This is a genomic window from Streptomyces sp. NPDC101152 (assembly GCF_044768275.1).
In the GTDB taxonomy this organism is placed as follows: Bacteria; Actinomycetota; Actinomycetes; order Streptomycetales; family Streptomycetaceae; genus Streptomyces.
This window is the reverse complement of the sequence record NZ_JBIWPO010000024.1, coordinates 46,665-68,856: the sequence shown is the minus strand read 5'-3', so window position 1 is coordinate 68,856 and position 22,192 is coordinate 46,665. Positions and strand designations below refer to the sequence as shown.

Here is a 22,192-nt window from a genome sequence, read left to right as displayed (position 1 = left end):
ACGACCGGCATGGGTGGTGACAGGGCATCGGCGGTCGCCGCCCGATGGTCGGCGAAAAACGATACAAGCGGTGCGGGGGTACACTGGCGTCGCCCATGCCAGACCGTGTCGTGCCTGGTCGCACGACACTTCGCAGCGAGGGGGTGGACGTCATCCCGGTTCGCCCCGCCCGTATCCAGGACGTCGCGGCCGCCGCGGGTGTGTCGGTGTCGACGGTGTCGAACGTCCTCAACCGTCCCGAGCGGGTCAACGCCCGTACCGCCGAGCGGGTCCGTGACGCGGTCGCGGCGCTCGACTACGTTCCCCACCCGGCGGCCGCCGGACTGCGCACGGGCCACTCCTCCTCGATCGGTCTCGTGCTGCCGGACGTCACCAACACCTTCTACGCGCGCATCGCGCGCGGCGCGGCCGACGCGGCCTACGACCACGGCTACAGCCTGGTGCTGTGCCACAGCGGGGACGCGCCGGAGCGGGAGCAGGGCTACTTCACCATGCTCGCCGAGCAGCGGGCGGTCGGGGTCGTGGTCGTTCCGCTCAGCGCCGATCCCACCCGGCTCACACGGCTGCGCGAGCGCGGTATCCCCCTGGTCCTGGCCGACCGTGCGATGCCGTCCCAGGAGGGCTGTTCCGTCTCGGTCGACGACGTCGCCGGCGGCCGTATCGCCGTACAGCACCTGCTGGGCTGCGGGGCGCGCGACATCCTGGTGGTGAACGGGGAGCGCTCGATACGGCAGTGCGCGGACCGCTACCAGGGGGCCCGGCAGGCCGTGCGGAGCCGGCGTGAGGCACGGCTGGACCAGGTGGTCGCCGAGGAGATGACGGTCGCGTACGGCTCGAAGATCGCCGCTCGGCTCGGCGAACTGCCCGACGCGGTGTTCTGCACCAACGACTTTCTCGCGGCGGGGCTGTGCCGCGGTCTGGCCGAGCGGGGCGTGCGGATCCCGGAGGACGTCCAGGTGGTCGGTTACGGCGACCTCGACCTCGCGAGTTTCGTGGGGACGACCCTCACGACGGTCCGGCAGCCGGTGGAGGACCTCGGCAGGGCCGCCGTCGAGATGCTCCTGGACGAGGTGGAGGCGCGGGCCGAACACGCCCATGAGACAAGGGTGTTCGCGCCCGGGCTCGTCCTGCGCGACTCCACCCTCTCAGCCCCCGGCGGCTGAGCCCGGGATCCGCAGCGTCACGGGTCCCAGCAGTCCCGACGGGAGCTGGGAGGGGAACGCCCAGGCGGTCGGCGTGGCCTCGGCCAGGTACGGCGCCAGCGTGTTGTGCACGGTCACCTCGACCCGTACCGTCCGACCGGCGGCACCGCGCAGTTCGAAACGGTACGGGGCGCAGAACGCCTCGCCGACCGGCTCCCCGTCGACACGGACCTCGACGCTGCCGCGCACCCGGCCCAGATCCAGCACCGGGTCCGCCCCGGACGGAAGCTCCAGTTCACGTGCGTAGGCCACGCCGCCGCTCCATCCGCCCAGGCCCAACGACCGCCAGTCCCCCAACGCCAGCGGAGCCGGTACGGTACGCACGCGCACCGGTCCCTGCCAGGCGGACCCGCCCCGCAACACCGCCGTGGGGGCGGTGACGATCTCCACCTCGGTCGGAAGGTCGAGAGGTTGATCGATCGTCAATGTCCGTCCAGAAAGGGGCTGTTCCATGCGCCTTCCGACTTTCACCCGTGCGGGCAGCTCCAACGGCAGGTCCAGTGACACGGTTCCCGGCGGCACGGTGAAGCGGAAGCGCTGGGCTCGCTCGTGAAGGTCGTCGGTGGTGTGCAGCGGGAGTACGGCCGTGCCGAGCACCGGCGCGCCGTTCAGCCAGGCGGTGTCCGGCAACGGGTGGGGCCGTACGGCGGCATGGCAGTGCTGCACCTCGCCCCAGCGGCCCTCGTGTTCGACGGTGCGGCCGCGCCACTCGCCGGTCTCCGCCTCCCAGCCGGCGCCGGAGACCAGTGCGACCGCCTCGGGTGCCGTGCCCGCCACGAGGTCGACGAACACCGCGTCCCGTGCGCGCACGCTGTCGGCCACGACCTCGAGGACGTGATCGCCCGCCTCCAGGGTCAGTTCGTGCCGGAAGAACATCGGCACCGCGCCCCAGTCGGACTCGTAGTACTCCACCTTCTCCTGCCGTGCCACCACGGCGCCGTCGAGCAGGACCGTGACGCCCGCCGCGGCCCCCACCACCAGCACCGCGCGTGTGGGGCCGAGTAGAAGCCGTAGCCTGCCCCGGAAGGTCACCCTGCCGTCGGGCCGTACTCCGTGAGGCAGGCACATGAACCGCGGACGCTGCCCGAAGCCGCCCGGGAGGGACAGGCAGAAGTAGCTCCCCAACGGCGCACGGGCGTTGGCCGAGATCTGTGACGGCCGGTCCTCGGCGTCGGAGAGTTCGTACTCCAGGAGGTTGCCGCTCCGCGCCACCTCCACCCGGGCCGTGGCGAGGTAACCGGACCCGGTGGGCAGCAACTCGCCGTTCCACCACACGCGTTTGACCGTCTCGGCGCCGACGTGCAGATCGGCGGTTCCGCGGTGCTCGGTCCGCACGATCGTCCGGACCCGGGCGACGGTGCCCTCGACCGGAACCGGAACCCGCACGAACTCCTCGTTCACCAGGCCCTTGTTGCCGAGCAGCCCGTCCGGATCCGGGATGCCACGGCTCGGCGAGTACAACCCGACGACCCAGTTGCCGTTCCCCGGGACAAGGGGCTCCTCTCCGGACAGGACGCGTGCGGCGGACTCGCGATCGAGGGGGTCGGGGGCCTTGGCGGCGGGCACCGGCGGCAGGACGCGTACGCGGTTGCCGTACGTCGCGCGGATCGGCGCCCGGTCGGCGTCGTCCTCGGTCCAGCGCATGGTCCAGATCTGGGGTCGGTCGACGGGCGATCCCGGGGGCAGGGCCAGGTCGCCCCAGGTGTTGTCCATCGTGGGAACCAGACGGCCCTCCCAGCCGGTCGACACGTCCACCGTTCGCAGCGGCGCGGGCGCCTGGGCTGTCGGAGCGGGCACCGGGGTTCCTTCACGCCAGACGACGAGGGCGGCGGGGGCGCCGTCCAACGGCACCTCGATGGTCGAGACGCCGTCGAAGAAGGTGACGTGTGCGGGGCGTCGTGCGCCGGTCGCCGGGTTCCAGACCTCGGCCTCCGCGACCGGGGCGCGCACGGTGACGGACCTGGAGGGGGCGTAGCGCGCGGGGTCGACGGTGTGGTCGTCCCCGGGCGGGTGCGTGCGGGCGTCGGGGAAGGCGCCAGTGACCAGCGCGACCGCCGTGCCGCCCCGCCGCCGGACGAGGAGCGGTACGTCACCCGTCGCGTACCCGGCGGTGCCGGCCACCGCCTCCGCCGCGGCCTCGGCGTCCTTCACCCGCTCCAGCTTCGGATGCGCCGTCAGCACGGCCACGGCACGGTCGTCGCCGGCCAGCCCGGCCGCGGTCGCCGGCGGCCTGCCCACGACGACGACCCGTCCGCCCGCGTCGAGCAGTTGCGTCAGGCGGCGGCCCGTCTCCGCCTCCAGCACATCGGCGGAGGGAAGAATCACCGCCTGGTACGCCAAGTCCCGTATTCGCAAGGCTCCTTCGGCGGCCGACGCCCGTTGTACCGAGGCGTCGTCGATGACGTCGAAGGAGACGCGGTGGCGGTCCAGGGTGCCGATCCGCGGCCGCAGCCAGTTGTTGGTGCCGCACAGGTCGAGGTAGTGCTCCTGTGTCTCGTCGACCTCGGCGTGACCCTCGCCCAGCCGTCCGTCGCCGAAGTGCTGGACGGGCACGTCGAGCGGGATGCGGGCCTGCATGGTGGCGGTGGGGTGCAGGACCGCCACGTCGGCGCTGTAGCTCCCCCAGGACATGATCGAGCAGATCCGGGCGACGGCCCGAGAGAAGGCGGGGTACTGCCGCCAGTAGGGCTGGCGCCAGTCGGTGGACGGCGGGGCCCACTCGAACCAGCCGCCCGCGGTGCCGAAGTAACTGGCGTGCGGGTTGTACAGGTTGGCGCCGCTGCGCAGGAAGGGCAGGAGCCAGTCGTAGGTGTCCTCGAGGGTGCCGCCCCAGCCGGAGGAGTGGAACGCCTCGATCCAGACGCGCTCGTGGCCGTGGAGGTGGGCCATGGAGGAGTGGACCTTGGAGTCGCCGTGGTGGTCGCTGCCGGGCGCACCGAACCAGCGGTGGGTGCGGAAGTAGTCCGTGTAGATCTGCGTCGACTGGGCCGGGTTGCCCGCGCGTGCGGGATGGCTCTGGTCGCAGCCGAGGAGCATGCCGCGCTCCTCGTGCCAGGCGGCCAGCGGCCGGAACAGGGCCTCTTCGGTGAGTTCGGCGCGGACGGCGTAGTAGTCGCCGCGGATCCTGGCCGCTTGCGGGGCGTCGTGGAAGAGGGCCGGCAGGTGGTCGAGCAGGTCGTAGCCGCGGCGGGCGCGGAACTCCTCGGGGAAGCGGCGGCTCCAGGAGTTGGTGCCGGGCAGCTCGTCCTGGAAGCTGCCCGCGACGACGTTGCCCAGGTACTCGGGGACCCGCCGGTCGTACTCGTGGTGGACGGCGTCCATCAACAGGCCGACCGCGTGCGGGTCCAGATAGTCGAACGCGGTGGGCACGGTGGTGACGACCTCGACCTCGCGGCCGTCGGCGGCGGCAAGGTCGGGGAGGCGCTCCCCCGACAGGCGGTACGCGCCCACCAGGGTCTCCGCGCCGCGCAGCTCGACCGCGCCGTCGGAGACGACCGCCCTGCGCAGGCGCAGCGCGCGCCCGGTCGCCTCGGGATGCCAACGGGTCACGCCGCCCTGGACGTTGGCGCCGGAGAACCCGATCTGGTCGTAGAACCACAGCCGGGTGCCCAGGTCCCGGGCGATCCCGCAGGCGTCGGTGAAGCGCGCCCACCACTCCTCGCCGAACCATGCCGGTTCGTCGGCGCGGGCGCCGAAACCCGGGCCGGCCGGGGCCAGGTTGATGACCACGAGATCATGGACGCCGCCTTCGGCGAACCTGCGCATCTGCCAGGCCAGTCGCTCCCGGGTGACCCGTGCGCCCGACCACCACCACAGCGGGGTGGGGCCGAAGTCCCGGGGCGGATGCTCGAACAGCTGTCGCAGTTCTGGGGAGATCACGGATGCGGTCCTCCCGGTTCGCGGATCGGACACCCTCATGGATGAAAAAACGTTCTACAACCGTCTCACCGTAGAGCAGGCCGGTCGGGGCGGCCAGAGCGGGGAACATGCTCCGGCGCTCGTCACTCGTTCGCAGATGATGCGTGCCGCACGCCTTGTTGTAACGTTTTTTTGACCCTATAGTCGCTGCACTCGGCCGCAGAGCCGCGACGTCCCCCTCCGCTCGGCCATTCCCCAGACGACGGAGTCGCATCATGGCCCGAACCACGGCTTCACCGGATCACGCGGAACAACCCATCCCGAGGCGCCTGTGGAAGGTCGCGGCCCTGTCGGGCATGGCCTCCTACCTCGACGCCGCCCTCATCGTCAGCATCGCCGTCAACCTGGCCATCTACCGCGACAGTTACAACATGGGCGTGTGGATGGCGGGCGCGATCAGCGCGATCGTCACCGGCTGCATCGCCGTCGGCTCCCTGGTCGGCGGACGGCTGGCCGACATGTTCGGCCGTCGCCGGGTCTACAACTGGGACATCTTCTGCTTCGCGTTGGGCGCGATCGTCATCACGCTGGCACCCAACGACATCGTGCTCTTCGTCGGCGTGCTCGTGGCCGGCCTGGCCGCCGGTGCCGACCTGCCGACCTCCCTGGCCGTGGTCTCGGACGCGGCGCCGGCCCGCAGCCGGGCCCGTCTGGTGTCCTTCACCCAGGTCATGTGGGTGGCCGGCATCGTCGTCGTCATCTTCCTCGGCTATCTGCTGTCGGACACCGGCATGACCGGGGCGCGGTGCATCACCGGCCATCTGGCGGTGGCCGCGCTGGTGACCTGGCAGCTGCGTTCCCGACTGGAACTGGCCGACGAACCCTCCGACGCGGAAGTGGCCCAGGAGGCGGCCGCGCTGGCCGCCCCGCGCGGCACGGCGCTCAGGAACGTGTGGAACCGTGCCGCGCTGCTGCCGATGACCGCGACCTTCCTCTACTACGTCACCTGGGGCATCGGGGCCAACACCTTCGGCCAGTTCGGCACCTATCTGCTGGTCACGGTCAGCGGCGCCTCGCAGAGCCTGGCCACCGGGATCAATCTGGCCTTCCTGCCGATCGCGCTGGTGCTGACCTTCGTGTTCGTCCGCCTCGCCGACACCCCCTGGCGCGACCGGCTGTTCTACGTGTTCACGATCGTGCAGATCGGCGCCTTCTGCATCGCCTCCCTCACGGCGGGCGCCCTCGCGGGCATGCTCGTCTTCTTCGTGCTGTACCAGATCTCCAACCCCTTCGCGGGCGAGGCGAGTTACAAGGTGTGGTCACAGCTCACGCTGCCGCCCGACACCCGGGGCACCACCCAGGGCCTGACCTACGCGCTGTCGCGGGCTGTCTTCGCGGGCGTCGCCTTCGTCACGCCCGCCCTGATGGAGTACAGCGCGTCCGTCCTGCTCTGGTCGATCACCCTGTGCATGGCGGCCTCGGCCATCGCGGGCGTGTACATCATCCGTGTCCTCATCCGGCGTGCCCCCGAGCCCGCCGCCGCCCCGGCGGATCTGGGAGTGGCCGGGGCCTGACCGTCGCAGCGGACCTCACAAGGAGCACCGACCATGGCTACGCCCCCCACCCCGACCGCGAGCGACGAGGACCGCGTCGCCGTCCTGCGCGACCTGCTGCCTCCGGTGCCCCGCCGCCGTCCGCGTGTCGGCCTGGTCGCCGGCGGCCTGGGCACCTACTGGCCGCAGTTCCCCGGCCTGCTGCCGCAGTTGCAGGAGTCGGCCCGGTATGTCGCCGAGCGGATCGGGGGGTTGGACGCGGAGGTGACGGACGTCGGCTTCGTCTCCGACGCCGAGGAAGGGGCGGCGGCGGCCGAGCGGCTGCGCCGGGCGGACTGCGATCTGATCGTGCTGTTCCTGACGACGTACCTGACCTCGTCGATGGTGCTGCCGATCGCGCGACGCACGCACACGCCGGTCCTGGTCGTCGACCTGCAGCCGTCCGAGCGGATGGACCACGCCACCTTCGACACGGGCGCCTGGCTGGCCTACTGCGGCCAGTGCCCCGTGCCCGAGGTCGGCAACGTCTTCCGCCGCGCGGGCATCCCCTTCCGGTCGGTCTCGGGCTGGCTGCGCCAGGAGTCCGCGTGGCGGCGCATCGGGCAGTGGATCCGCGCGGCCCATGTGCGGGCCGCGCTCCGGCACGCGCGGCACGGCCTGATGGGACATCTGTATCCGGGCATGCTGGACGTGTCGACCGACCTGACCCTGCTGCCGACGACCTTCGGCTCGCACGTCGAGGTGCTGGAGTTCGACGACCTGCGCCACCGGGTGGAGCAGGTGACCGAGGCGCAGACCCGCGAGCGCGTGGAGCTGGCCCGGCGCGTCTTCACGGTGGACGACAGCGTGGTGGACGAGGACTTCGCGTGGGGGGCGACCGTCTCCGTCGCCCTGGACCGGCTCGTGGAGGACTTCGGCCTCGACACCCTCGCCTACTACCACCGCGGCCTCGACGGCGAACTGCACGAACGGCTCGGCGCCGGCATGATCCTCGGCGCCTCCCTGCTCACCGCCCGCGGCGTCCCGGCCGCCGGGGAGTACGAACTGCGCACCAGCGTCGCCCAGTTGGCCTCGCAGAGCGTGGGCGCGGGAGGTTCCTTCACCGAGATCCAGGCCCTCGACTTCGAGGCCGGCATCGTGGAGATGGGCCACGACGGGCCCGCCCACCTCGCCGTCAGCGCCGCCGACCCGCTGCTGCGCGGGCTGGGCGTCTACCACGGCAAGCGCGGCTGGGGCGTCAGCGTCGAGTTCGACGTCCGGCACGGCCCGGTCACCCTGCTCGGCCTCGGCCAGGACGCGGACGGCAGCCTGTCGTTCATCAGCTCCGAGGGCAGCGTCGTCCCCGGCGCCCATCTGGAGATCGGCAACACCACCAGCCGAGTCGACTTCGGCCGCGACCCCGGCGAGTGGGTCGACGCCTGGAGCGCCACCGGCGTCGGCCACCACTGGTCCCTGGCGCTCGGCCACCGCACGGCCGACTTCCGCGCCGCGGCGAGCCTGCTGGGCATCGAACACCGAGCGGTGTGAGCACGCGGCTCACCGTCGCACCCCCCGGCTTCACGGACCGGAAAGCTTCCGAAACATTCGAAGAGCAATCAGACACCGCCATCTGCCCGATGCGCTCTCGAGATTGAGCCAAGCGTCCGATTTCCATCACCTGACGGCCTTACCTGCCGCTTTCCTCCTCCACTGCGCGTCACTGACAACGAATGTTTCGAATCGTTTGCCGAAACTGTTGACGCTTGACGAGGACAGGCCAACACTGTCCCACCGAAACCCCACCCCCTTGGAGGACACGGAGGAAACCGCTCATGGACGTCGCACCCGCACCCACGACGACCCGTCGGACCGCCTGCGCCATGCTGCTGGGCGCCACCGCCGCGCTGGCACTGCCCGGCACCGCCCGGGCCGCCACGGTCGTCACCACGAACCAGACCGGCACCAACAACGGCTTCTACTACTCGTTCTGGACGGACTCGCAGGGCACGGTCTCCATGACCCTCGGCTCCGGCGGCAACTACAGCACCAACTGGCGGAACACCGGCAACTTCGTCGCCGGCAAGGGCTGGAGCAACGGCTCCCGCAGGACGGTGTCGTACTCGGGCAGCTTCAACCCGTCGGGCAACGGCTATCTGTCGCTGTACGGATGGACGTCCAACCCGCTCGTGGAGTACTACATCGTCGACAACTGGGGCTCCTACCGGCCCACGGGAGCGTACAAGGGCACGGTCACCAGCGACGGCGGCACGTACGACATCTACCAGACCACCCGGTACAACGCCCCGTCCGTCGAGGGCACCAGGACCTTCAACCAGTACTGGAGCGTGCGGCAGTCGAGGCGGACCGGCGGGTCCATCACCACCGGCAACCACTTCGACGCCTGGGGCCGCGCCGGCATGCCCCTCGGCAGCTTCAAGTACTACATGATCCTCGCGACGGAGGGCTACCAGAGCAGCGGCAACTCGAACATCACGGTGGCGTCGTGAGCGCCTGGCCCCGCCTGCCCTTACGCTCGCTGGCGGCGACCGCCGCCGTGGCCCTGGCCGCAGGCACCCTCACCCTCGCCGCCGCGCCCGCGCGGGCCGCCGCGTGCACCGGCTACGTCGGGCTCACCTTCGACGACGGTCCCGGCGGCAACACGCCGAACCTGCTGAACGCGCTGAGGCAGAACGGGCTGCGGGCCACCCTGTTCAACGAGGGCCGGTACGCGACCGCGTACCCCGCCGAGGTCCGTGCCGAGGTGAGCGCCGGCATGTGGGTGGGCAACCACAGCTACACCCACCCCCACCTCACCCAAGTCTCCCAGGCACAGGTCGACTCGGAGATCTCCCGTACCCAGCAGGCCATCGCGAGCGCGGGCGGGGGCACGCCGAGGCTGTTCCGGCCGCCGTACGGCGAGACCAACGCCACCGTGAGGAGCGTGGAGGCGAAGTACGGGCTGAAGGAGATCATCTGGGACGTGGACTCCCAGGACTGGAACGGCGCGAGCACGGACGCGATCGTCCAGGCCGCGGGGCGGCTCACGAACGGCCAGGTCATCCTGATGCACGACTGGCCCGCCAACACGGTCGCGGCGATCCCACGCATCGCCCGGGGTCTCGCCGGCCGCGGCCTGTGCGCCGGAATGATCTCCCCGCAGACGGGGCGGGCCGTGGCCCCGGCCTGATCTCCGGCAACGCCCCACGCGGGCACCGCACTTGCGGCGCGGCTGCCACGAGCTGCCGCGCCGCATCCGCGCCGGGGCACTCCGGCGGGCGCGTTGCGCCGGGAGCCTGATTGATCGGCGTGCCTCGGCACGGCGTCACGCCATCGGGCCCCCCGGAAGCGACCGTGAGCGGACCGTCGTCGTACGACACCGACGCCCGACCGTCTCCAGGAGAGCTTCGTGCGCCTGCACCCCCTCGCGGCCGCCCTGGCCTCGGCCGTCCTGCTGGCCCCGCCGGCCCACGCGGCCTCCATCCCCCAGCCGGCCACGTCGGCGGATCCGGCCGCCTACGTCAACCCCTTCGTCGGCACGGCGCCCGGCGGCGTCGACTTCGGACACGGCGGCGGAGCGGGCAACACCTTCCCCGGTGCCGCGGCCCCGTTGGGCGGGATCCAGTGGAGCCCCGACACGGTCACGCGCCAGCACGGCGGCTACGCGTTCGTCGACAACCGCATCCGGGGCTTCAGCCTCACCCACATCTCCGGCGCGGGCTGCAGCGACTACGGGAACATCCCCTTCATGCCGCTCACCGGCCGCCCCGGCCCGGACCCGGCGGCGCGCTTCGCCCGCTTCTCCCACAGCAACGAGCAGGCGTCGCCCGGAAGTTACGGCGTCCGGTTCGACGACGGCATCAGCACCCGGATCACCGTGACCCGGCGTTCCGGCATCGCCCGCTTCACCTACCCGGCGGACGACACCGAGCCGGCCGGACTGACGGTGGACGCGGCGAAGGCCTCCAACGACGCCACCGGCGACATCACCATCGGGTCCCGCACGCTGTCGGGCCACACCGACAGCGGCGGATTCTGCGGCAAGTCGAACCGTTACCGGCTCTACTTCCACGCGGTCTTCGACCAGCCCTTCGCACACAGCGAGCCGCTCGACGGCAGGAACGCCGGCGCCTACCTCTCCTTCGCGCCCGGCACCCGTACGGTGACGGTGCGCGTGGGCATCTCCTTCGTGAGCGTGGACGCCGCCCGTGCCAACCTGCTCGCGGAACAGGCGGCCCGCTCCTTCGAAACGGTCCAGCAGTCGACCCGCGACCTGTGGAACGACTGGCTGGGCAGGATCGCCGTGCAGGGCGGCACGGACGAGCAGCGGCGCGTCTTCTACACCGCGCTCTACCACTCCCTGCTGCACCCCAGCGTGCTGAGCGACACCGACGGCCGCTACCCGGGGATGGACGGCCTGATCCACCGCACCCGGCCCGGACACGCGCAGTACGCCGACTTCTCCGGCTGGGACGTCTACCGCTCCCAGGTCCAGCTGCTCGCCCTGCTCGCGCCGCGGGAGGCCTCCGACATCGCCCAGTCCGTCCTCGAACAGGGCCGCCAGGCCGGGTACTTCGACCGCTGGACCCTGGCGAACGGCGGAACCGGCGTCATGGTCGGCGACCCGCTGCCGGCCATCGCCGCCTCGATCCACGCCTTCGGCGGCACCGGCTTCGACGCCGAGGGGCTGCTGCGGACGGCCCTGGCGGGCCGGGAGAACGGCAGGGAACGGCCGGGGCACGAGCGGTACGACCGGCTGGGCTACGTCCCTGCCGCGACCAAGGGCGTCTGGGGCAGCGCGTCCACCACTCTGGAGTACGCCGTCGCCGACGCCGCGCTCGCCCGGCTGGCCGGACGCCTCGGCGACGCGGGCAGCCGGGCGACCCTCGCGCGGGCCTCCGGGAACTGGCGCAACCTGTTCAACCCCGCGAGCGGCTACCTCCAGCCCCGCGCCGCCGACGGTACCTGGCCGGCCTTCACACCCGCCCAGCGCACGCAGTACGTCGAGGGCAACGCCGCGCAGTACACCTGGCTGGTCCCGCACGACCTGCCCGCCCTGTTCGCCGCGATGGGCGGCGACGCGGCGGTCACCGCCCGCCTGGACAGGTTCTTCACCGAACTCGACGCCGGTCCCGACCAGCCGTACGCCTATCTCGGCAACGAGCCGTCCTTCGACACGCCCTGGGCCTACGACTCGGCGGGCCGCCCCGACCGCGCCCAGGACACCGTCCGGCGCGTCCTGACCGCCCTGTTCTCCGACCGCCCGGACGGTCTCGTCGGCAACGACGATCTCGGTGAAATGTCGTCCTGGGCCGTCTGGGCGAGCCTCGGCATGTACCCGCACATCCCCGGCAGCTCCCAACTCGCCCTGGCCAGCCCGCTGTTCCCCACGGTCACCGTCCACCGCGGCAACGGGGTGACCTTCACGGTCCTCGCCCCCGAAGCCTCGGCGGGCAACACCCGCGTACGGGCCCTGACCCTGGACGGCCATCCCACCGACACCGCGTTCCTCCCGGAGGAGTTCCCGTCGAGGGGCGGCGTCCTCCGCTACCAACTGGAACCGAAGCCGACCACCGGCCCTAATAATTGAACACGTTCAACTCTGCGCTAGGCTCGGTCCAGCCGACAGAAAAACGGGAGGATCGAGCCGATGAAGTTCGTGCTGGCAGGAGGGACCGGGCAGGTCGGGACCGTGCTGAAGCGGGCGCTGAGCGCCGAGGGGCACGAGATCGTGGTACTGACCAGGCGCCCGACGCGACCGGGCGAAGTCGCGTGGGACGGCAGGACGCCGGGGCCGTGGGTGGAGGCCATCGACGGCAGCGATGTCGTCGTCAACCTGGCCGGACGCAGCGTGAGCTGCCGTTACACCGCCCCCAACCTGCGGGCCATGATGGACTCCAGGGTGCACTCCGCCTGCGTCGTCGGCGAGGCGATCGCGGCCGCCGTCCGACCGCCGCGGGTCTGGCTGCAGATGAGCACCGCCACCATCTACTCCCACCGTTTCGACGCGCCCAACGACGAGGCCACCGGCGTGATCGGCGGAGCCGAGCCCGGCGTCCCCGGCTATTGGGCCTACAGCGTGGACATCGCCAAGGCCTGGGAGCGGGAGCAGGAGGAGGCGGACACCCCGCGCACCCGCAAGGTCGCCCTGCGCTCGGCGATGGTCATGAGCCCGGACCGCGGCGGCGTCTTCGACGTCCTGCTGGGGCTGGCCCGGCTGGGCCTCGGCGGACCGGTCGCGGGCGGCGCGCAGTACGTGTCATGGATCCACGCCGACGACTTCGTCCGCGCGGTCGGCTTCCTCGCCGACCGGGACGACATCACCGGCCCGGTCAACCTCGCCGCGCCCGCCCCGCTTCCCCAGAGCATGCTCATGCACACGCTGCGCACCGCCTGGGGCGTCCCTCTCGGCCTGCCCGCCACCCGCTGGATGGCCGAGCTGGGCGCCTTCGCCCTGCGCTCGGACACGGAACTACTCCTCAAAAGCCGCCGCGTCGTCCCCGGCCGCCTGCTCGACGCGGGCTTCCTCTTCACCCACCCGGAGTGGCGCGGGGCGGCCGAGGACCTCGTACGCCAGATACGCACACGCCGACTCGCACCGGCGCGGGCTCGATAGAGCCCGGCCCCCGGCACAGGCACCGCATGTCGACCCGGCCGCCGATCCCAGCCGGACGTCCACGACCACTCAGCGCACGGCGACCTCTCCAGGGACGATACGTAGCTCCCCCTTGAACCCGGACGGGCTTATCCCCGCACCCGGCCACGTTGCACCCCCCGCGCCCGGGGAGGACCACCTTCCGGCCCGCCCCGAGGACTCTCCGCGTCCGGCCGGCGGAGCGGAGGAACTCCCCGAGGAGACCGACCTCACCGCACCCGTCGTCACCGGTCCGGAAGGCGCGGCCTCCTGACAGCGAAGGAAGTTCCGCCCCACACCTGTCGGGTGGGTGCCGCCGCGGACCGGCCCTCACGCTCTCAGGCCTCCTGGCGCGGATTCGGCTTCAGGACCGCGAAGACGGCCTTGCCCGGGTCGGCCAGCCAGGCGATCCGCCCTACGTCCGGGACGTCCGCGGCGGGCATGAGCACCGAGCCGCCGTTGTCCTGCACCTTCGTGGCGACGGCGTCCGCGTCGGCCACGGCGAAGTACGGCACCCAGCGCGCCTGCTCCGCTTCACCCTGGAGCGGGGCCACGCCGCCGAACGAGCCCTCCTGCTGGTCGCCGTCGGCGATGCTGAGCACCCGGTAGGTCATGCCGGGCGCCTGCATCTCCTGGAAGCGCCATCCGAACAGCCCGTTGTAGAAGCGGATCGCCGCCTCCGGGTCACCGACGTGCAGTTCCACCCACACCAGCGTGTCGTCCTCGGAGACCTTCTCCAGGCCCTTCGTCCGTCCCGGCTGCCACACGGCGAACCGCGCGCCCTGCGGGTCCGTGTACTGGGCCAGCCAGCCCTCGCCCATGACGTCCATCGGCTCGGCGCGCACGCTGCCGCCGGCGGCGACCACGTCACGCGTGGTGGCCTGGATGTCTCCGGTCTGGAAGTACGTCGTCCAGGCGGGCGCGGCGCCCGGCTCCGTCAGCGGCCCGAGGGCGCCGACGGTCTTCCCGTCCTTCTGGAAGAACCCGTACCCGCCCGCGTCGGGCCCGGCGGACACGAACCGCCATCCGAAGACGGCTTCGTAGAAGGCGGCGGCAGCGTCCGTGTCTGCGCTGCCGAGGTCGATCCAGTTGGGTGATCCGGTGCGGAAGTTCGTGCCGAGCATGTGCTCCCTCTCCTACGGCGTCCGGTGTCGAGACCCCGCCACGATGCCGCCCGCACGGCGGAGGTCCGGTGCACCGACCCGGATCCCGGGGGGCCTTTCACCCGAGCGGGGGCGCGCGAGGGGCACCCGGGTCAGCCTCCGAGTTTCCTGCGCGGGCCGCGCTCGGAAGCCTCGGCCCACACCTGCGGCAACTCCCGTTCGCGCTGCGCGGCCACGGCCTGCTCCTGGCCGTACAGCAGGCCCCAGGTGAACCCGCCCTCCCCGGCCGCGTGCGCCGCCAGGGCCAGACGGCGCAGGGCGTCCCGGGCCACCACGCTGTCCTGGTGGTCCCCGAGCACCTTCTGTACGGCCTTCACGCGCTTGCCGAGCCGCTTCACGGGTTTGCCGAGCGAGGCCCGCCCCGGTTCGGTGGCGTAGCGGGTCTTCTTGGCGGCCTTACGGGCCTGGTGCAGGGCCCTGTCACGTTCCGTGCCCGGAGGCAGCTCCAGGACGTGTGCCACCCGGGCCGCCAGCCTGTCGTACTCCTCGAGGACCGCCTTCGCCAGGACCTTCTTCGGCTTGCGGGCGGCCTTGCGGCGCAGTGGGGGCCGCTCGGTGAGCTCGGCCAGCGAGCTGAGCAGCGCCAGGTAGCGGGGGGTGTGGAGGGCGTCGAGGGAGCGCTGGTGCGCCGTGGCGCTCTCGGCGACGTTCCATGCCTTCAGCCGGGCGGCGACGGGACCGAGGACGAGTTCCCGGGGCGCGACCGCGAGGCGGGTCTCGAGCCGCTGCATGAGGACTTCCTGGTCGCGCTCCGCGCCCAGTTCGCCGCCGAGCCACTTGAGGTCCGCGCGGATCGGATCGGTGACCTCGCGGTCGAGCACCGAACGGTAGGTGCGCAGGGTGCTGCGCATCCGCCGGCAGGCGACCCGCATCCGGTGCACCGAGTCGGGCACGTCGCGTCGCACCGCGGGATCGAGGTCCACCAGGGTGCGTACCTGCTCGTCGAGGTACGTGAGGATCTCGTCGCCCGCCGAACCGGCCACGACGCTCTCGGCGCGGGCGTCGGGCAGGCGCGGTGCGCCGACTCCGGTCTCCGCCAGGGCCCGGCCGAGCTTCGAGGGGTGTGCCGCACGTTCGATGCCGTTCTTGCGCAGCGTCTTGTCCACGGCGTCCAGCAATGCGGGATCCGCGCCCTCGGCGAGTTCGACCTCCATCTCGCTCCAGGCGGCCCGGGTGGTCGCGGCGCCCAGGGAGTCGGCGCGGACGCCGTCGACGGTCACCTCGGCCAGGACCGTGCCGTGGTCGTCGACGAGTTGGTGTGTGCGGCGCGTCGACCGGATGCGGACGACCGGGGTCAGGTCCGCGTCCCGGGTGCGGGAGAGGGCCAGCGCGCGCAGGCTGTCGGGAACGCTGTCGGACAACGGGGCCCGCACCTCCTCCCGGCTGTCCCCGGCCAGGGGCAGCTTGAGGTGCCAGCCCGCGTCGGGGCCGCCCGTCCTGCGCCGCAGCGTGGCCGACGCACCCGCAAGGCGCAGGTCCTCGGTGTCGTAGTAGAGGGCGTCGAGTTCTTCGGTGCCCTGGTCCACGACCGACGCGATGCCCGCCACGCCGGTGAGCTCCGCGAGCCACGAGGTGTCGTCGGCCGGCGGGGCTTCGTACTTTCGTTCTGTCTCACGTTGGGACTGGGTCATGTCCACCGCGTACACACCTGGACGACACTCAAACACCCAGCAATAATGAAGTAAGTTCAGTTCAGGTGACGCGGAGCTCGGGAGTCGACTCATGATGGGTTCCTTGGACGGCAAGACAGGGCTCGTCACCGGCGCGGGGCAGGGCATCGGGCGGGCGATCGCCGTGCGGATGGCCCGGCAGGGCGCGTCCGCGGTGGCCGTCGCCGACCGGAACGAGGAGACGGTCACCGAGACCGCGGAACTGGTCCGCGCCGCCGGGGCGCGGGCCGAGGCGATCGTCTGCGACCTGCGCGTTCGGGACAGCGTCGCCGACATGGTCACGGGTGCCGCCGAAAGCCTCGACGGACTCGACGTCCTGGTCAACAACGCCGGGGTGATCGAGACAGCGTTCACCACCGCGGCGCGACGCGGGGTCGACTCGCTCTCCGAGGAGGTCTGGGACGCCGTCTACGAGGTCAACCTCAAGGCGGTGTGGCTGACGACCAAGTTCGCCGCCCCGTATCTGCGCCGCTCCACGCGCGGGCCCGCCATCGTCAACACGGCCTCCGTCTCCGGCCTCACCGGCTTCCCCAACGCCCCCGCCTACGGCGTCACCAAGGCCGGCGTCATCCAGCTGACCAAGGTCACCGCCGTCGACCTGGCGCCGGTGCGCTGCAACTGCTTCTGCCCCGGCGTCATCGAGACCCCGCTCGCCCGCGACTACATCGCCGCCGCCGAGGACCGTGACGCCATGGAACGCGAGCTGACCGCGCCCCAGTTGGTGGAGCGGCTCGGACGACCCGAGGAGGTGGCCAAGCTGGCGTGCTTCCTGGCTTCCGACGACGCCGCGTTCATCACCGGCTCGTCCTATGTGATCGACGGCGGTGCCCTCGCCTGGCTCGGCGTACGGGACTGAAGAACACCGGAGGAGATGCGTATGCAGTCGAGGCTGGCCGGGAAGACGGCGCTGGTGACGGGTGCCACGGGAGGCATCGGCGAGGCCGTCGTGCGGCGCCTCGCGGCCGAGGGCGCGGCGGTCGTGGTGACCGACCTGGACGCCGACCGTTGCCGCAAGCTCGCCGAGGAGGTCGGCGGCGGTGCGCTCGGGCTTCCCCTGGACGTCTCCGACGAGTCGGCGTGGCGCGAGGTCGTCGCGTCGGTGACCTCAGCCCTGGGTGAGCTGTCCGTGCTGGTCAACAACGCCGGCATCGCCACCATGCACACCGTGGAGACCGAGACCAGGGAGTCCTGGGACCAGGTCCTCGGCGTGACCCAGACCGGTGTCTGGCTCGGCATGAAGTACGGCGGCCCCTCCATCGAACGCTCCGGCGGCGGCTCCATCGTCAACGTCGCGTCGATCTTCGGCACCGTCGGCGGCTTCGGCGCCCAGTTCTCGTACCACGCCGCCAAGGGCGCCGTACGCCTCATGACGAAGAACGCCGCCCTGCACTGGGCGGAGCGCGGCGTCCGGGTGAACTCGCTGCACCCCGGTTTCATCGAGACGCCCCGGTCCCGCGAGCTGTGGCGCGGCACAGCCCGGTTGACCGCGATGGTCGAGGGGACGCCGCTCGGCCGGCTCGGCACGCCCGAGGAGGTCGCCGCCGCCGTGGCCTTCCTCGCCTCCGACGACGCCGGCTTCATGACCGGGTCCGAGCTCTACGTCGACGGAGGCTGGACGGCTCGGTGAGCGCCGCCGGACCTGTCTCAGGCAGCCAGGTACCGGTTGACCCCGTCGGCCTGCGTGCACGCGGCCCGTCCACGGGCCACCAGTACGTCGAGGTGTGCCGCGGTCTCGTTGACGGCGAGCATCTGGTCGAAGGCGCCGAGCTCGGAGAACGACACCTTGCGGCGGGTCCAGCCCAGCTCCGTCGCGACCTCGTGCGCGGTGCGCGTACGGCCGCCGAGAGCGGCGAGCGTCGCGGCGAGCCGGTCGTCGTGGTGGGCCAGGAGCTCACCCACCCGCGCGTGCACGCTGTCGCCGACCGGGCCGTGCGCGGGCAGCAGTTGCGTGTCGGCGAACGTGGTCATCAGGTGCAGTGAGTCGAGGTAGTCGCCCAACGGCAGGGCGGGGCCGCCGAGTTCGAAGCCGATGGACGGGGTGATGTGCGGCAGGACGTGGTCCCCGGAGAAGAGCAGTCCCCGCGCCCGGTCGAGGTAGACGACATGGCCCTGGGTGTGGCCGGGAGTGGGAACGACCGTCAGTCGTGTGTCACCGAAGCGGAGTTCCTCCGCCTGGAGCCAGCGGTCGGGGGCTTCCCAGACGGTGGGGTCGAAGCCGCCGTCGTACATGCCGGCGACACGCTCGGCGAGGTCTTGGGCGCCGGCCCGGCGCAGGGTGTCCAGCGAGCTGACCGGCTCGTCGGTGCGCACCTTCCCCAACTGCTCCAGGCCGCGTCGCTCGCCGGCGCCGAGGTAGACCCTGGAGCCGAGCAACCTGCGCAGTTCGACGGCCTGGGTGTAGTGGTCACGGTGGATGTGGGTGACCAGGACATGGCTGATCTCGGCGAGGTCGTGGCCGAGGTGGGCCAGGGCGTCCTCGAGTGCCTTGCGGGACTCGGGGATGGACCAGCCGCCGTCGATGAGGACCAGCCCGTCCGTCAGCCCCTCCAGCGCGTAGACGTTGACGGCCCGCAGCCCGTCCTCCGGCAGCGGGAGCGGGATGCGGTGGACGCCGGGACGGACGGTCTCGGGTCCCGGGTGTGCCCATCGGCCGCGGTCGAGACGGGGGGTGTGGGTCGTGGGGGTGGTCATGCATCTCCTTGCCGGCGCTGTCGGGGCTGTGCGGCGAGCCGCGCGTGCAGGTCGTGGGCGAGCGTGCGGGCTCCCGAGCGGTCGAGCTTGCCGACGGTGGTCTGCGGCAACTCGCCTACGGTGAAAGCGAATTCGGGCCACTTGGCCTTGGACAGGCCGGTGCGGGCGAGGTGCTCGGTGATCTCGTGCAGGCCGAGTTCGGCGCTGCCGTCCTCGACCACGAGGAGCACGGCGGCGCGTTCCCCGAGGAGCGGGTCCGGCACGGGTGCCACACAGGCGCGGGCCACCGCCGGATGGGTGGCGACGGCACGCTCGATCTCGGTGATGTCGAGGTTGCGGCCGCCACGGATGATCACGTCCTTCTCCCGGCCCATGATCGTGACCGTGCCGTCGTCGCCGGTCACCAGCAGGTCGCCGGTGGGGAAGAAGCCGTCCGGGGTGAGGGCGGGCGGTTCGACCTTGCCGTCGCGGGCGTAGCCGAGGAAGAGGGACGGGCCGCGGACCTGGGCGCGGCCCGTCGCGCCGGGCCCGAGGACGGTTCCGTCGGCGGCGACGGCCCGCAGGTCGGTGCCCGGGAAGGGGCGTCCGTCGCGGCCGAGCCGGATCTCCTCGGGGTCGTCGGGCCGGGGCGAGGTGTGGCCCAGACACTCGGACATGCCGAAGACGCGCAGGATCCGCGTCCCCAGGGAGCGCTCGGCGCGGGCGAGGGCGCCGCGGTCCATCGGTCCGCCGCCGACGGTGACGGAGCGGACGGAGTCGAGGACCTTGGAGCCGGCCGCGGCGGACCCCATCTGCAGGGCCATGGTCGGCACGCACATGGTCCAGCGCACCTCATGGGCGGCCATCCGGGCGAGCGCCTCCTCGCGGTCCCACCGGCCGGACAGGACGAGCGGTCCGCCGAGCATGAGCGAGAGGCAGACCCCGAAGCAGTAGGCGGCGGTCGAGGAGAGCGGGACGACGGCGGCCACCGCGTCCCCCTCCCGCAGGCCGTTGATGTCGACCGTGCAGGAGCACGCGTAGCGCAGGGCGCTCTCGGACTGCACGACACCTTTGGGCCGTCCGGTGGAGCCGGAGGTGAGGCCGATGAGGGTGCCGCCGGACCAGCGGGAGACATCACGGGGACCGCGGCCGGCCAGCACGGTCCAGCCGTCCAGAGACTCGGCCGTCCGCGCCCCCGGCAGGGACGCGGCGCCGTCCCATTCCCGCATCGCGGACGGTTCGGCGATCACCACGTCGGGCCGGATGTCCTCCATCGCGGCGGTGAACTCGGCACGGGTCGTGTGCCGGTTGACCAGGGCGAGGACACCTCCGGTCAGCCCCACGGCGAGGGTCGCCGCGACGGTCCGCCACGAGTTGTCGGCCTGGAGCAGCACCGTGCCACCCGGTGTGCCGTCCGGGGTCATCGCTTCGGCCAGTTCCGTCGCGCGGCGCAGCAGGTCGCGCGCGCCGTGGCGTCCGTGGTCGTCGACGACGGCTGTGAAGTCGGCCTGTTCGGACCGTTCGTGGAACTCCCGCACTGTCTGTCGCATCCGCTTCCTCGCCTCGTTGCGAAGGGGGCTCGGCGCCCCGCCGTGCTCAGTCCGCGTACATCTCCAACTCGCCGCCCATGACGGCGATCCGGCGTCCGCGCATGTCGCCGACCTGGGCGACGGCCGCCGCCCACTCGGGGCTCTGCAACGCCTTGCGCAGGTCCTCCGCGCTGTCGAAGCCCAGGACGGAGACGCCGTCCCAGCCCTCCGAGCGCGGTTCGAGGGCCGCGTCGACATCCGTGTGCCGCCAGGACCTGAGTCCGGGCAGCCGGCGGGTCAGTTCGGCGTGTTCGCCGCGCCACCAGGCGATGAACCGCTCGTGGGTCCACTCGGGCGGCCTGGCCGCCAGCAGGACGAGGTTGTACATCGCGCCTCCTCGGGCATCGCACTGCCTCAGGTGAACAGGACCGCGGGCGAACGCCCGATCAGCAGCCGGCGTACCCGGCCGTCGTCGTCGAGCCGGGCCGAGGCCACGAAGGTCGCTTCCGGTGCGCCCGACCTGCGTACCTCGCCGAGATACAGCTCGTCTCGGCCGACGGTGGAGGCGGTGAGCAGGTGGTGGGTGCGGACGCCGACCTCGCGCTGGGCGAGGTAGCCCTCCATCTCGGCCCGGCCGCCGTGGAAGTCGGTGCCGGCGTCGCCGCCGGTCGAGAACAGGATGGAGAAGGAGAAGTCGTCGCTGATGAGGTCGAGGATCCGGTCGGCGTCGTCGCTGTCCAGGATCCCGAACCAGGTGGTCAGGAACGGGGCGGCGGAGGTGGACGGCGCGCTCATGGCCGGTCCACGAGGTCGAAGTCGGTGGTGAAGAAGGACTGGTAGCGCGCCATCAGACCGGCCGGCGACACCTGTGCGGCGGACAGGAAGGCCCCCGTCGTCACACCCTCGTCCACGACGAAGCCGTACGCCGTCTCGACGTCGCCGTCCGCCGAGTAGCGCACGATCTCGTGCCTGCGGTCCACCGCGTTGCGCCCGGCGATGTACCCGGCGAACTCCTCGCGGGAGCTGCCGGTCCGCTGACCGCCCGGGAGGGCGATCAGGAACCGGAAACCGGGTTCCAGCAGTTCGAGGGCCTTTTCCGGATCCTGGCCGTCCATCCTGGCCATGTATTCGCGAAGCACCATTGCCGATCGCTCTCCCTCAGCGCCATTCACCATCATGACATCAGCACTATGAAACAACCTGAGTTCAGTTCAATTTGACTGTAAGCGAGTCGCCCCGCCGCCGACAAGGGGCGGGGCGTGACCTCGAGTGGCGCTACTCCGCGACCATCCGCACCACACACCCCTCGATCATCTCGCTGATCTCCGGCAGGGGGATCGCGCCGGTGGGGCGGTACCACCGCCAGACGCTGACGATCATGCCGAGGACCGCGAGCCCCAGCGTGTGCGCGTCGCGTACCGGGAAGGCGCCCGTCGACATGCCGCGCATCAGCAGGCTCGTCCAGTCCCGCTCGACCATCTGGACCAGCTGGCGGGCCGCGACGCGCTCGGTCTCCTCGCGCTTGGACTTGCGCGGGGTGGCGAGCAGGGACATGTTGGCCTGCAGGATGCGCATCTGGCGGATCTCCTGCTCGCTCACCGCGAACGCGGCCCTGACCGCGGCACGCAGTTCCTCCACCGGGTCGGTCGGCTCGTTCGTGGCCTCGACGAACTGGTCGTGGGAGCGCTGGAGTTCGAGGCGCATGATGGTGAGCAGGCAGTGGGCCTTGGACTCGAAGTAGTGATACAGGGCGGTCTGTCCGATGCCGACCCGGTCGGCGACCTCCGACCACTTGGTGTTCTCGTAGCCGTCCTCGCCGAACCGCTCCACGGCGGCCACGAGGATCGCGCCGCGCTTCGACCGGGGCCCCTCCTCCGGATCCACGATCCGCGCCCTCGCCATCGTCTCTCCCTCTCTGTGCGGGCGGCGTCGATCAC

Annotated in this window: 18 protein-coding genes; 9 read left to right on the top strand and 9 right to left on the bottom strand. The window is 71.8% G+C overall.

The genetic code is table 11. The features are described 5' to 3' along the window. Positions 1–143: 143 nt before the first annotated feature. On the top strand, positions 144–1,163 hold the full coding sequence (locus ACIRVK_RS27380; protein ID WP_404251619.1) for a LacI family DNA-binding transcriptional regulator: 1,020 nt from the start codon (positions 144–146) through the stop codon (positions 1,161–1,163). Here the strand turns inward: ACIRVK_RS27380 and ACIRVK_RS27375 are convergent. Next, entirely contained in the window at positions 1,146–5,081 is a 3,936-nt protein-coding gene (locus ACIRVK_RS27375; RefSeq protein WP_404251513.1) for a glycosyl hydrolase, read from the bottom strand. The two genes, ACIRVK_RS27380 and ACIRVK_RS27375, sit on opposite strands and share 18 nt — an antisense overlap. A 254-nt stretch (positions 5,082–5,335) precedes the next feature. On the opposite strand from ACIRVK_RS27375, the gene ACIRVK_RS27370 reads away from it, so the two are divergent. The 6 genes from ACIRVK_RS27370 to ACIRVK_RS27345 all read left to right on the top strand — a co-directional run bounded on the left by ACIRVK_RS27370 (position 5,336) and on the right by ACIRVK_RS27345 (position 13,205). Continuing rightward, the gene (locus ACIRVK_RS27370) at positions 5,336–6,634 is read left to right on the top strand and encodes an MFS transporter (RefSeq protein ID WP_404251511.1); all 1,299 of its coding nucleotides are present in this window, start codon (positions 5,336–5,338) and stop codon (positions 6,632–6,634) included. 33 nt (positions 6,635–6,667) lie between these two features. Beyond that, on the top strand, positions 6,668–8,140 hold the full coding sequence (locus ACIRVK_RS27365) for an arabinose isomerase (RefSeq protein WP_404251509.1): 1,473 nt from the start codon (positions 6,668–6,670) through the stop codon (positions 8,138–8,140). 284 nt (positions 8,141–8,424) lie between these two features. Beyond that, positions 8,425–9,099 (top strand): glycoside hydrolase family 11 protein, encoded by a 675-nt coding sequence (locus ACIRVK_RS27360; RefSeq protein WP_404251507.1) that lies wholly within the window; start codon positions 8,425–8,427, stop codon positions 9,097–9,099. Continuing rightward, positions 9,096–9,779: a polysaccharide deacetylase family protein gene (locus ACIRVK_RS27355; RefSeq protein WP_404251505.1), complete on the top strand. Its 684-nt coding sequence runs from the start codon at positions 9,096–9,098 to the stop codon at positions 9,777–9,779. Before ACIRVK_RS27360 ends, ACIRVK_RS27355 begins: the two co-directional genes overlap by 4 nt. Positions 9,780–9,998: 219 nt before the next feature. Then, positions 9,999–12,179, top strand: coding sequence for a GH92 family glycosyl hydrolase (locus ACIRVK_RS27350; protein ID WP_404251503.1), 2,181 nt, complete (start codon positions 9,999–10,001; stop codon positions 12,177–12,179). 60 nt (positions 12,180–12,239) lie between these two features. Continuing rightward, complete coding sequence (locus ACIRVK_RS27345) at positions 12,240–13,205, top strand: DUF1731 domain-containing protein (RefSeq protein ID WP_404251501.1); 966 nt, start codon at positions 12,240–12,242, stop codon at positions 13,203–13,205. A gap of 356 nt (positions 13,206–13,561) precedes the next feature. Here the strand turns inward: ACIRVK_RS27345 and ACIRVK_RS27340 are convergent, their stop codons facing one another. Together ACIRVK_RS27340 and ACIRVK_RS27335 are read right to left on the bottom strand one after the other, a co-directional pair. Continuing rightward, positions 13,562–14,347, bottom strand: a complete 786-nt coding sequence (locus ACIRVK_RS27340) for a VOC family protein (protein ID WP_404251499.1) — start codon at positions 14,345–14,347, stop codon at positions 13,562–13,564. Positions 14,348–14,478: 131 nt separating this feature from the next. Beyond that, the gene (locus ACIRVK_RS27335) at positions 14,479–16,017 is read right to left on the bottom strand and encodes a CHAD domain-containing protein (RefSeq protein ID WP_404251497.1); all 1,539 of its coding nucleotides are present in this window, start codon (positions 16,015–16,017) and stop codon (positions 14,479–14,481) included. A 91-nt stretch (positions 16,018–16,108) separates the two neighbouring features. On the opposite strand from ACIRVK_RS27335, the gene ACIRVK_RS27330 reads away from it, so the two are divergent. Together ACIRVK_RS27330 and ACIRVK_RS27325 are read left to right on the top strand one after the other, a co-directional pair. Beyond that, positions 16,109–16,912 (top strand): SDR family NAD(P)-dependent oxidoreductase, encoded by an 804-nt coding sequence (locus tag ACIRVK_RS27330; RefSeq protein ID WP_404251495.1) that lies wholly within the window; start codon positions 16,109–16,111, stop codon positions 16,910–16,912. A 21-nt stretch (positions 16,913–16,933) separates the two neighbouring features. Continuing rightward, entirely contained in the window at positions 16,934–17,683 is a 750-nt protein-coding gene (locus ACIRVK_RS27325) for an SDR family NAD(P)-dependent oxidoreductase (RefSeq protein WP_404251493.1), read from the top strand. Positions 17,684–17,700: 17 nt separating this feature from the next. On the opposite strand, the gene ACIRVK_RS27320 is transcribed toward ACIRVK_RS27325, so the two are convergent. From ACIRVK_RS27320 to ACIRVK_RS27295, 6 genes are all read right to left on the bottom strand, one after another. Continuing rightward, positions 17,701–18,747 (bottom strand): MBL fold metallo-hydrolase, encoded by a 1,047-nt coding sequence (locus ACIRVK_RS27320; protein WP_404251491.1) that lies wholly within the window; start codon positions 18,745–18,747, stop codon positions 17,701–17,703. Further along, positions 18,744–20,276, bottom strand: coding sequence for a class I adenylate-forming enzyme family protein (locus ACIRVK_RS27315; RefSeq protein ID WP_404251489.1), 1,533 nt, complete (start codon positions 20,274–20,276; stop codon positions 18,744–18,746). The genes ACIRVK_RS27320 and ACIRVK_RS27315 overlap by 4 nt, the downstream gene beginning before the upstream one ends. A gap of 46 nt (positions 20,277–20,322) precedes the next feature. Continuing rightward, positions 20,323–20,643, bottom strand: a complete 321-nt coding sequence (locus ACIRVK_RS27310) for an EthD family reductase (protein WP_404251487.1) — start codon at positions 20,641–20,643, stop codon at positions 20,323–20,325. Positions 20,644–20,669: 26 nt separating this feature from the next. After that, complete coding sequence (locus tag ACIRVK_RS27305) at positions 20,670–21,050, bottom strand: nuclear transport factor 2 family protein (protein ID WP_404251485.1); 381 nt, start codon at positions 21,048–21,050, stop codon at positions 20,670–20,672. After that, the gene (locus ACIRVK_RS27300; protein ID WP_404251483.1) at positions 21,047–21,397 is read right to left on the bottom strand and encodes a nuclear transport factor 2 family protein; all 351 of its coding nucleotides are present in this window, start codon (positions 21,395–21,397) and stop codon (positions 21,047–21,049) included. Before ACIRVK_RS27300 ends, ACIRVK_RS27305 begins: the two co-directional genes overlap by 4 nt. 133 nt (positions 21,398–21,530) lie before the next feature. Beyond that, positions 21,531–22,157, bottom strand: coding sequence for a TetR family transcriptional regulator (locus ACIRVK_RS27295; RefSeq protein WP_404251481.1), 627 nt, complete (start codon positions 22,155–22,157; stop codon positions 21,531–21,533). Positions 22,158–22,192 lie beyond the last annotated feature (35 nt).

Coding starts and splice junctions, on each gene's coding strand:
- ACIRVK_RS27370 (WP_404251511.1), top strand. CDS start 5,336: ATGGCCCGAACCACGGCTTCACCGGATCACGCGGAACAACCCATCCCG.
- ACIRVK_RS27365 (WP_404251509.1), top strand. CDS start 6,668: ATGGCTACGCCCCCCACCCCGACCGCGAGCGACGAGGACCGCGTCGCC.
- ACIRVK_RS27360 (WP_404251507.1), top strand. CDS start 8,425: ATGGACGTCGCACCCGCACCCACGACGACCCGTCGGACCGCCTGCGCC.
- ACIRVK_RS27345 (WP_404251501.1), top strand. CDS start 12,240: ATGAAGTTCGTGCTGGCAGGAGGGACCGGGCAGGTCGGGACCGTGCTG.
- ACIRVK_RS27340 (WP_404251499.1), bottom strand. CDS start 14,347: ATGCTCGGCACGAACTTCCGCACCGGATCACCCAACTGGATCGACCTC.
- ACIRVK_RS27335 (WP_404251497.1), bottom strand. CDS start 16,017: ATGACCCAGTCCCAACGTGAGACAGAACGAAAGTACGAAGCCCCGCCG.
- ACIRVK_RS27330 (WP_404251495.1), top strand. CDS start 16,109: ATGATGGGTTCCTTGGACGGCAAGACAGGGCTCGTCACCGGCGCGGGG.
- ACIRVK_RS27325 (WP_404251493.1), top strand. CDS start 16,934: ATGCAGTCGAGGCTGGCCGGGAAGACGGCGCTGGTGACGGGTGCCACG.
- ACIRVK_RS27320 (WP_404251491.1), bottom strand. CDS start 18,747: ATGACCACCCCCACGACCCACACCCCCCGTCTCGACCGCGGCCGATGG.
- ACIRVK_RS27315 (WP_404251489.1), bottom strand. CDS start 20,276: ATGCGACAGACAGTGCGGGAGTTCCACGAACGGTCCGAACAGGCCGAC.
- ACIRVK_RS27310 (WP_404251487.1), bottom strand. CDS start 20,643: ATGTACAACCTCGTCCTGCTGGCGGCCAGGCCGCCCGAGTGGACCCAC.
- ACIRVK_RS27305 (WP_404251485.1), bottom strand. CDS start 21,050: ATGAGCGCGCCGTCCACCTCCGCCGCCCCGTTCCTGACCACCTGGTTC.
- ACIRVK_RS27300 (WP_404251483.1), bottom strand. CDS start 21,397: ATGGTGCTTCGCGAATACATGGCCAGGATGGACGGCCAGGATCCGGAA.
- ACIRVK_RS27295 (WP_404251481.1), bottom strand. CDS start 22,157: ATGGCGAGGGCGCGGATCGTGGATCCGGAGGAGGGGCCCCGGTCGAAG.